The organism is Shewanella sp. SG41-3, from assembly GCF_014164545.1.
GTDB lineage: Bacteria > Pseudomonadota > Gammaproteobacteria > Enterobacterales > Shewanellaceae > Shewanella > Shewanella vesiculosa.
Genome location: NZ_JACJFJ010000034.1, coordinates 1 through 345, shown reverse-complemented (window position 1 = coordinate 345; position 345 = coordinate 1). Strand labels below are relative to the sequence as shown.

The window sequence follows — 345 nt, the reverse complement described above, 5'->3', positions numbered from 1 at the left end:
TTTTTCTAAAACAACAGTTTCGAATCATGTTCAACCATCTTAAATATGGTATCCCATAGGGGATTCGAACCCCTGTTACCGCCGTGAAAGGGCGGTGTCCTAGGCCTCTAGACGAATGGGACACAGTTGATACGTTATACTCTGTATCGAGTGAATACTCATTGGTGTCTGTAGGCTAAACACCAGTGCTATGTAGATCATCAAACACTTTTTCTAAAACAACAGTTTCGAATCATGTTCAACCATCTTAAATATGGTATCCCATAGGGGATTCGAACCCCTGTTACCGCCGTGAAAGGGCGGTGTCCTAGGCCTCTAGACGAATGGGACACAGTTGATACGTTA

2 tRNA genes are annotated in these 345 nt (G+C 43.8%); both read right to left on the bottom strand.

Annotation, left to right across the window (positions count from 1 at the left end):
* Positions 1-46: 46 nt before the first annotated feature.
* A tRNA-Glu gene (locus H5164_RS19845) sits at positions 47-122 on the bottom strand.
* A gap of 132 nt (positions 123-254) precedes the next feature.
* A tRNA-Glu gene (locus H5164_RS19840) sits at positions 255-330 on the bottom strand.
* Positions 331-345 lie beyond the last annotated feature (15 nt).